The following is a 9036-nucleotide window of genomic DNA, read 5'->3' on the forward strand; positions in this document are numbered from 1 at the left end:
GTCATCGTGCTGTTCGAGCGCAAACCGGCGACCTCGCGCGGCGCAAGCTGCTGCCCGGGCTGTTTCAACCTGGCACGGGCCGGGCTGATGCCCCCGCGCTACCGCGTCGTCGGCACGGCCCCCGCCGCCGGGGCCCCCACCGACGCGGAGTTCCGCGCCCACGCGCGGCAGGCCGTCGCGGAATTCGGCCGCTCGCGGCCCGAGGGCCCGGAGTGGGAGGCGTTCGAAGCCGCCCTGTCCTTCGGCGCGGCCGACACGGGGGCCGCGGAGCCCCTGCTGGCGGCGGTGCGGGAAGCCGAGACCGCCCTCGGGGGCCGCCCGCACCGGCTCTTCCACCTCGCCGTGCCCCCCGTCGCGTTCCGCTCCGTCATCGCCCTGCTGGGCGACACGGGGCTCGCCGAGGGAGGCCGGGTCATCGTCGAGAAGCCCTTCGGCACCGACCTCGCCTCCGCCCGCGCGCTCAACGCGGCCATCCACGCCGTCTTCGACGAGTCACGGGTGTTCCGGATCGACCACTTCCTCGGGAAGGAGGCCGTCGACAACGTCCTCGCGCTCCGCTTCGCCAACGGCCTCTTCGAACCGCTGTGGAACCGCGAGCACATCAGCCACGTACAGATCGACGTGCCCGAGCACATCGACATCCAGGGCCGCGCCCGCTTCTTCGAGGGCACCGGAACCTTCCGCGACATGGTCGTCACCCACCTGTTCCAGCTGCTCGGCTTCATCGCCATGGAACCCCCCGTCGCCCTGGAAGGGGACGCGCTGCGCGACGAACAGGCCAAGGTCTTCCACAGCATGCGCCCGCTGGACCCCGCCCACGTCGTCCGGGGCCAGTACACCGGCTACCGCGAGGAGCAGGGCGTCGACCCGGCCTCGGACACCGAGACCTTCGCGGCACTGCGCGTCGGCATCGACAACTGGCGGTGGGCGGGGGTCCCCTTCCACCTCCGCACGGGCAAGGCCCTCGCCGAAGGCCGGCACGTGGTGACGCTCGGCCTGCGCGAGCCGGTGCTGCGGATGTTCCCGCTGGACGCCCGGGTCACCGCCGGCGGCCGGAGCAACGAGCTGGTCATCGACTTCGGCGACCCCGGCTCGATCACCGCCCGCTTCCTCGTCAAGGAACCCGGGCCGTCGATGAGGCTCGCCGACGCCGACCTGGTCTTCGACTACCGCACCTCGTTCGCCGCGCAGAACTTCCTGGAGGGCTACGAGCACCTCCTCCTGGAGGCCATGCGGGGCAACCAGGCCCTGTTCACCCGGTCCGACGGCGTCGAACGCCTCTGGGAGGTCGCCGCCCCCCTGCTCGACGCGCCCCCGCCGGTCGAACCGTACGCTCCCGGCAGCTGGGGCCCGGACAGCATCGAAGCCCTCGTCGCCCCCTACCGCTGGCACCTGCCCGACTGGCGCGCCACGCCCTCGTGACGCGTCCCCCGTCGGCGGTCAGTCGCGGTACACGAGGACGAACTCCCCGTAGGGGTGGGTGCCGTGGCCGTCCGCGGTCTCGTCGAGGGCCCTGCGCAGGGTGCGCAGGTGGTCCACGGTGAGCTGGAGCGGCGGCTCGTCCGGCTGGTGCACGGTGCCGCGGGGGTAGTCCTCGCCCGCCGTGGTGGTCATCTCGATGTGGCAGCCGAGGACGTGGCGGACCGGCCGGGTGGCGCAGAAGTCGAGCAGCCGGTCGACGGTGGCCGAGTAGGCAGCCCGGTCCTCGACGTAGAGGCGCCCCGGGTAGAGGGAGTCGCCGGTCAGCAGGAGGCCGGTGTGCCGGTCGTGGAAGACCAGCGCCGCCCGCTGGTGGCCGGGGCCGGGGATCAGATCGACGATCCGGCCCCCCAGGTCCAGTGTCCCGGTGCGGTGAGGCCAGTCGGCGAGGCCGAAGGCACCCGTGACCTCGTCCAGCCCCGGGCCCACGACCGTGGTGTCGGGCCGGTCCGCGAACTGCCGGTCCGCCGCGACGTGGTCGCCGTGCCCGTGGGTGTGGGCGACCAGCAGCGCGTACGCGGGCCTCGGATGGCGTTCCAGCCAGTCCGCGACGAGCCGGTCGACCGTCTCCCGCAGGGGGAAGTGGGCCGGGTCGGCGGACGCGCCGGTGTCGAGGAGCAGCGCCCGGTCGTTGCCGAAGAGCAGGAAGAGGAACGGGGCTTCGAAGTGCACGGACATGTTCTGGCGCAGCAGCACCGTGTGCTCGGAGTAGGCGTGGACCTGGATCTCCGGAGCGGGGTCGTGCTTGGGGGAGGGCCACCCCGCGTGCCAGACGACGTCGAGGCTGCCTTCGACCGGAGCGTCCCGAAGAAAGTCGATCACGGACCCCAACCTACCCGCCGGGCCGGACGGGTCACCGGTCGACGGGGAAGGAAGCCTGGAAGGCCAGCCGACGGGCGGCGTCCTCGCCGAGACGGGTGAGGAGGTCGTCGAGCGCGAGGTACTCCTCCCAGGGCTCGCGCCCCGTCGCCGCGGCCAGCGCCCGTACGAGCCGGTCCTCCAGATTGGGGACGCGTCTGTCCTTCCAGACCTTGTCGGCGGTGCTGACGAGGAGGTCCTCGACCCCCACGCCGGGGCCGTCCCAGCTGGCGTGGGTGGCGGCGAACCTGGCCAGGCCGGGTGCGAAGCCGTGCTCCAGCAGCAGATCCCGGCCGGCTGCCTCGTGCGCCGATCCCGGCCCGGAGAGCTCCTCGGGGTGCAGGGTCTTGCCCACGTCGTGGGTTGCGGCGCCGAAGAGAACGGCGTCGCGGTCCACCGCCAGGTCCGGGTACCGGTCCCCCACCCACTCCACCAGCTCGACCGCGACGTCGTGCACCGCGCGCAGGTGCGCCGCCAAACGGGGCGGAGCCCCGAGGGAGCGCAGCAGTTCCGCCACCACAGGCGGCAGCGGCCTCAGGGACGGCTCTGCCGAGGCCTCAAGGGCACGGGACAGGGGGTCGGAGGGTGTCGACGTCATCCCGGTGACAGTACTGGCCCCTGTGCGCAGGTGCGCAGCCCCCTGTGGGCAAGGGCTCAGCGAGCGGCCGGTACGGGCTCCGCACCCGCCGCGGGGCCGGTGTCCTCCGCGGGAGCCCCGGGCGGCGCCCCCACCGGCGGGATGCGTCGCAGCAGCGTAGCCACCAGCACCGCCGTCACCAGCGCGACCACCGCGCTGGCCGCCGACGCCACCTGGAGCCCGGCCGTGAAGGCGTCCCGCGCCGTCTCCAGCAACGCCGCCCCGTCCGGGAGCCGTTCGGCGGCTGCCGCAGCCCCGCCGAGGGTGTCACGGGCCTCGGCGGGGGCGTCGGCGGGAATGCCGGACCGGTAGACCGCGACCGCGAGGCTGCCGGTGACCGCGATGCCGAGGGCCAGCCCGAGGTCGTACGCCGTCTGGCCGGTCGCCGCCGCCGCGCCCGCCTTCTGCGGGGGTGCCGAGCCGACCGCCAGCGCCGTACCGAGCACGCTGATCGGAGCCGCACCGAACATGATCACGGTCAGGGCGGCGGAGGCGGTCACGACGCCCTCCGAGAGGGAGATGGCCGCGTAACCGGTGACCGATACGAGGATGCCGCCGATCAGGACGTACGCGGGACGGATCCGGCGGGCCAGCACGGGGGTGAGCTGCGAGCCCAGGACGAGGCCCGCCGCACCCGGCAGCAGCCACAGCCCGGCCTCCAGCGGCGACTGGCCGGCCACCGCCTGGAGGTACTGCGGGACCAGGTACTCCACCCCGTTGAGCGCGGTCATCCCGAGCAGCAGGGTCAGCAGCGCCCCGGTGAAGGCACGGTCCCGGAAGAGCCGCAGGTCCAGCAGCGGGGTGGCCAGCCGGTTCTGGCGGCGTACGAAGAGGGTCGTGAAGACCGCCCCCGCCGCGAACGCCACCGCCGGCTCCCAGCCGGGGGCGCCCGAGGCCAGGGCCTTGATCCCGTACACCAGCGGCAGCACCGCCAGCAGGAACAGCACGACGCTCGCCAAGTCCAGGCGGCCGGGCTCGGGGTCGCGGTACTCGGGAAGCAGTACGGGCGCCGTCAGCAGCGCGAGCAGCATCACCGGCACGCCGATCAGGAAGACCGAGCCCCACCACCAGTGCGCCAGCAGCACTCCGCCGATGACCGGGCCGACGGCCAGGCCCACGGACAACGCCGTCACCCACATCGCGATCGCCGTGGCCCGGCGGCGCGGGTCGGTGAACATGTGGCTGATCAGGGAGAGCGTGGAGGGCAGTACGGCCGCGCCGGCGACACCGAGCAGCGCACGGGCCGTGATCAGCACGGCCGGGTTCGGGGCGTACGCGGCGAGCAGCGAGGCCACGACGAACCCGGCCGAGCCCGCCGTCAGCAGCTTGCGGCGGCCGATGCGGTCGCCGAGCGTGCCCATGATGACGAGGGTGCCGGCGGTGAGGAAGCCGTAGATGTCGGTGGTCCACAGCAGTTCGGCGCCGGTGGGGTGGAGATCGGCGGCGAGATAGGGGGTGGCCAGCCACAGCACACCCAGGTCGGCGGTCATCAGCGTCACGGGCAGGAGCAGGACCGCGAGACCGAGCCACTGCCGGGCGGCCCCTCCGGTTCGCGGCGAGGTGGTGGAGACGCTCATCGGTCTCCTCCTTCCGTCAGCGCGGCGCCGGCCTCGGCCAGCACCTTGTGGACGTGGTCGGGGCGCTGGGCGTGCGGGATGCCGGACAGCTCGGTGCCGTGCAGCAGCCGCACCCGCGCGTCCTCGATCCCGCAGAACTGCGACACCCCGACGCGCAGTTGGACGTCCATGGCCGCGCCGAGCCCGTCCTGCCCGTACGAGGACGGCGAACCGCCCGCCAGCCCGAGCCAGAGCATCCGCTTCCCGGCGAGGCGGGGCCTGCTGCGGCCGTACGCGAAGCCGTAGTTCCACACCCGGTCGATCCAGCCCTTGAGGATGGCGGGCGGGGCGAACCACCACACCGGGAAGACGACGACGATCTCGTCGGCGGCCGCGATCCGGCCCATGTGGGCGTGGACCTCGGGGGAGTAGTGCTTCTCCCGGTTCTCCCAGTCCGGCTCGTCGGCCGGGGTCAGCCGGGGGTCGAAGTCCTCGGCGTAGAGGTCGAGTACGTCGACCGTCCCCCCGGTGTCCTTGATACGGCCGTGCAGATGGGTGGCCACCTGGGCGGTGAGCGAGTCGGGGCGGGGGTGGGCCACGACCAGGAGGGTGTGACGTGTAGTCATCGATTCTGCTCCTCGGATCCTGAATCCTCAGTGGTTCCCGGGACCTCAGAACCCGAGGCCGGAACCGCCGCTGACGTCGATGTTCTGGCCGGTCACCCAGCGCCCGTCCGGCGAGGCGAGGAACCCCACCACGTCGGCCACGTCGGCCGGCTGCCCCACCCGGTCGAAGACGGAGAAACCCGCGGCGTGCGCCTTGGCGGCCGGGTCGGCCATCCACGGGTGGATGTCGGTCTCGATCGTGCCGGGGGAGACCGCGTTGACCGTGATGCCACGGGAACCGAGGGTCTGCGCGAGAGTGAGGGTCAGGACCTCGACCGCGCCCTTCGAGGCGGCGTACGACGTCATGCCGGGGAAGGCGACCTTGGTGACACCGGAGGAGACGTTGATGATGCGGCCTCCGTCGCGCAGCCGGTCCAGGCCCTGCTTGATGATGAAGAACGGCGCCTTGGCGTTGACCGCGAAGACCTTGTCGTAGTCGGCCTCGGAGACCTCGTGGATCAGGCCGGGGCCGGCGATGCCCGCGTTGTTGACGAGGATGTCGACGCCGTCCGCGTGCTCGTCGAACGCCCGCCACAGGGTCTCCGCGTCGCCGGGCACGCCCAGTTCGGCGCGGATCGGGAAGGCGCTGCCGCCCGCCGCCTCGATCGCGGCGACCGTCTCCTTCGCGGCGGTCTCGTTGGAGGCGTAGTGGACGGCGACGCGGGCGCCGTCGGCGGCGAGGCGCTGGGCGATGGCCCGGCCGATGCCGCGGCTGGCGCCGGTGACGAGGGCGGTGCGGCCGGTGAGCTTGGCGTTCATGGTGTTTCTCCCGGTGTCGGGGGTGTTCTCTTCGGACGGGGAACACCATCCGGCGCGGCGGTTCGGGTCCGGTTCGGGTCCGGTTCGGGCGAGGTCGCGGGCGCGGGCTAACGTGGCGGCATGCGATTCGGGGTGCTGGGCGAGACGGCCGTATGGACCGACGACGGGCAGCCCGTACGGGTCCCCGAGCTGAAGGTGCGCGCCCTGCTCGCCTCACTCCTCGTCGACCCCGGACGGCCCGTCGCCGCGCACCGGCTGATCGACGACCTGTGGGGCGAGGAGCCCCCCGGCAACCCGGCGAAGGCGCTCCAGGCCAAGGTCTCCCAGCTGCGCCGCGTCCTGGAGGAGGCCGAACCGGGCGGGCGCGGGCTGGTCGTCTCCCGTGCGCCCGGCTACCAGCTGGCGGTCGGGGAGGGCGCGCTGGACGCCGACCGGTTCGCGGAGCTGGCGGCGCGGGCGAAGACCGCCGGGGATCCGCGCGTACGGGCAGGACTGCTGGCCGAGGCGCTGGAGGTGTGGCGGGGGCCCGCGTTCGCCGACTTCGCCGAGGAAACGTTCACCCGGGCCGCCGCGACCCGGCTGGAGGAGGACCGGCTCGTCGTCCTGGAGGAGCATGCCGAGGCCCGGCTCGACAGCGGCGAACACGCCCGGCTGGTGGGGGAGCTGGCCGAGCTCGTCGAGCGCCATCCGCTGCGCGAGCGGCTGCGCGCCGTCCAGCTGCGGGCGCTGTACCGGTCCGGGCGACAGAGCGAGGCACTCGCCGGGTACGAGGACCTGCGGACCAGGCTCGCCGGTGAACTCGGCCTCGACCCGAGCCCCGAACTGGCCGGGCTGCAACGGGCGATGCTCCAGCAGGCCCCGGAGCTGGCCGGTCCTCCCGTACGTTCCCCCGTCCGCGCGCGGACCAACATCCCCACCCCGCTGACCGGCCTGATCGGGCGCGAGGACGAGGTCGCCGACGTACGCGGACTCCTCGCCACCCGGCGCCTGGTCACCCTCACCGGCCCCGGCGGCGTCGGCAAGACCCGGCTCGCGGTCGCCGTCGCCGAACAGCTGAAGGGCACCTTCCCCGACGGGGAATGGCTGGTCGAACTCGCCGGTTCGGGCGGCGATCCGGCCGAGGTCGTCGCGGCGGCGATGGAGCTGCGGGACGACGGCGCGTGGGGCGTACGGTCCGAAGGCGAGCAGGTGCCCGACCCGGCGGAGCGGCTGGCACGGGTGCTGGGCCCCAAGCGGCTGCTGCTCGTCCTCGACAACTGCGAGCACGTGATCGACGGGGCGGCGGCGCTGGCGGAGCGGCTGTTGCGGTCCGCGCCCGGTCTCGTGATCATGACCACGAGCCAGGAGCCGCTGGCGCTGGCCGGGGAGACCCTGTGGGCGGTCCCGCCGCTCGCTCCGGGCGACGCAGCCGGGCTGTTCGCCGCGCGGGCCGCGGCCGCCGCGCCCGGCTTCGTGGTCGACGCGTCCAACGCCGCCGTGGTGGAGGCCGTCTGCCGCCGCCTGGACGGCATCCCGCTCGCTCTGGAGCTGGCCGCGACCCGGGTTCGGGCGCTCGGCGTACACCGGCTGCTGGAGCGGCTGGACGACCGGTTCCGGCTGCTCGGCGCCGGGCAGCGGGGCGTGCCGGCCCGCCAGCAGACCCTGCGGGCGATGATCGACTGGAGCTGGGAACTGCTGGGCGAGCCCGAACGGGCGGTGCTGCGGCGGCTCGCCGTGCACGCCGAGGGCTGCACGCTGGAGGCGGCGGAGGAGGTGTGCGCGGGGGACGGGGTCGACGCCGTGGACGTCATGGACCTGCTGGTACGGCTGGTGGACCGGTCGCTGGTGGTGGCCGCCGACGGACCGCGCTACCGGCTGCTGGAGTCCGTGTCCGCGTACTGCGTCGAACGGATGCGGGAGGCCGGCGAGCTGGAGCCCGTACGCCGCAGGCACCTCGCGCACTACGCCGACCTGGCCGTCGCGGCGGCGCCCGGGCTGCGCGGACGGGGACAGGGCGAGTGGCTGGCGCGGCTGGACGCCGAGAGCGCGAATCTGCGCGGGGCGCTGGACGGGGCCGTCGAGCGCGGCACGCCCGGCGACGCGCAGGACGCGCTCCGGCTCGTCGACGCGCTCGCCTGGTACTGGATCCTGCGCGGCCGGCTCGGCGAGGGGCTGCGCTCGGTGACGGCGGCACTGACGCTGCCCGGTGGCGACCCTGCGCTGCGGGCCCGGGCCGGCGTCTGGCGGGCAGCCCTCGCCGTGCTGACCGGCGACGGCACCGACCGGGCGTCCCGCTTCGAGGAGGCGCTCGCCCGGTGCGCGGAGGAGGGCGATCCGGTACTGCTGGCCTGGGCTCGGTGGTCCCTGTCGCACGCGCTGTGCGGGACCGGGGACTTCCTGGCGGGCGAGGAGCTCACCGAGGCGTCGCTGCACGGCTTCCGGGCACTCGGCGAACGGTGGGGCGAGGCCGCCGCGCTCGCCGACCGGTCGGTGCAGCGGCTGCTGCGCGGCGACCTGGCGGGGGCGGAGGGAGACGCGGGGCGGAGCTTCGAACTGTTCGGGGACATCGGCGACGCGTGCGGCCGGCTGTGGTCGGTGTACCCGCTGGCGGCGGTCGCCGAGATCCACGGCGACTACGGGCGGGCGGCCCGGCGGTGGCGGGGCGGACTGGACACCGCGGAAGCCTTCGGCCTGCACACCCAGGCGGCGGACCTGCTGTCCGGGCTCGGGCGTACCGCGCTGCTGACCGGGGACCTCGCCGGGGCGCGCGCGCACCACGAACGCTCCCGCCGCCTCGCCGCCGAGATCGGTTTCCGCGCGGGCGAGATCAACGCCCAGGTCGGACTCGGGCTCGGCGCGCGCCGCGAGGGGCTCCTGGACGAGGCCGAGGCCCACATGCGTACGGTGCTGGACTGGCACCGGCAGGTCGGGCTCGACGGCGCGAACGCGCTGATCCTGGCCGAGCTGGGCTTCGTGGCGGAGCTGCGGGGCGAGCCGGAGGCGGCGCTCGCCCTCCACGAGGAGGGCTACGCCACCGCTTCCGCGACCGGCGACCCGCGCGCCGTCGCCCTCGCCCTGGAGGGCCTGGCCGCCGCGCACGCCC

The 9036-nt window shown here is 74.3% G+C and carries 7 protein-coding genes; 2 read left to right on the forward strand and 5 right to left on the reverse strand.

Annotated features, from left to right (window positions below):
• Window positions 1–1422: glucose-6-phosphate dehydrogenase (zwf, locus tag SSNG_RS34660; RefSeq protein WP_241695306.1), on the forward strand; the 1422-nt coding region annotated here is incomplete at its 5' end.
• 18 nt (window positions 1423–1440) lie between these two features.
• Here zwf and SSNG_RS34665 read toward each other — a convergent pair.
• The 5 genes from SSNG_RS34665 to SSNG_RS34685 are packed head-to-tail and all read right to left on the reverse strand — an operon-like array spanning window position 1441 to window position 5954.
• Entirely contained in the window at window positions 1441–2301 is an 861-nt protein-coding gene (locus SSNG_RS34665) for an MBL fold metallo-hydrolase (RefSeq protein WP_007268634.1), read from the reverse strand.
• Window positions 2302–2332: 31 nt separating this feature from the next.
• Window positions 2333–2935 (reverse strand): HD domain-containing protein, encoded by a 603-nt coding sequence (locus SSNG_RS34670; RefSeq protein WP_050780021.1) that lies wholly within the window; start codon window positions 2933–2935, stop codon window positions 2333–2335.
• Window positions 2936–2991: 56 nt separating this feature from the next.
• Complete coding sequence (locus SSNG_RS34675) at window positions 2992–4551, reverse strand: MFS transporter (RefSeq protein WP_007268636.1); 1560 nt, start codon at window positions 4549–4551, stop codon at window positions 2992–2994.
• On the reverse strand, window positions 4548–5156 hold the full coding sequence (locus tag SSNG_RS34680; RefSeq protein ID WP_007268637.1) for an NAD(P)H oxidoreductase: 609 nt from the start codon (window positions 5154–5156) through the stop codon (window positions 4548–4550). Before SSNG_RS34680 ends, SSNG_RS34675 begins: the two co-directional genes overlap by 4 nt.
• 45 nt (window positions 5157–5201) lie before the next feature.
• Window positions 5202–5954 (reverse strand): SDR family oxidoreductase, encoded by a 753-nt coding sequence (locus SSNG_RS34685; RefSeq protein ID WP_007268638.1) that lies wholly within the window; start codon window positions 5952–5954, stop codon window positions 5202–5204.
• Window positions 5955–6074: 120 nt separating this feature from the next.
• On the opposite strand from SSNG_RS34685, the gene SSNG_RS34690 reads away from it, so the two are divergent.
• The coding region (locus SSNG_RS34690; protein WP_007268639.1) for a BTAD domain-containing putative transcriptional regulator at window positions 6075–9036 on the forward strand (2962 nt) is incomplete at its 3' end.

Origin of the sequence: Streptomyces sp. C, assembly GCF_000158895.1 — a bacterium.
Classification (GTDB): domain Bacteria; phylum Actinomycetota; class Actinomycetes; order Streptomycetales; family Streptomycetaceae; genus Streptomyces; species Streptomyces racemochromogenes.

Excerpts from the sequence above, each read along its gene's own strand:
- SSNG_RS34670 (WP_050780021.1), bottom strand. The coding sequence starts at position 2,935 with ATGACGTCGACACCCTCCGACCCCCTGTCCCGTGCCCTTGAGGCCTCG.
- SSNG_RS34675 (WP_007268636.1), bottom strand. The coding sequence starts at position 4,551 with ATGAGCGTCTCCACCACCTCGCCGCGAACCGGAGGGGCCGCCCGGCAG.
- SSNG_RS34680 (WP_007268637.1), bottom strand. The coding sequence starts at position 5,156 with ATGACTACACGTCACACCCTCCTGGTCGTGGCCCACCCCCGCCCCGAC.
- SSNG_RS34685 (WP_007268638.1), bottom strand. The coding sequence starts at position 5,954 with ATGAACGCCAAGCTCACCGGCCGCACCGCCCTCGTCACCGGCGCCAGC.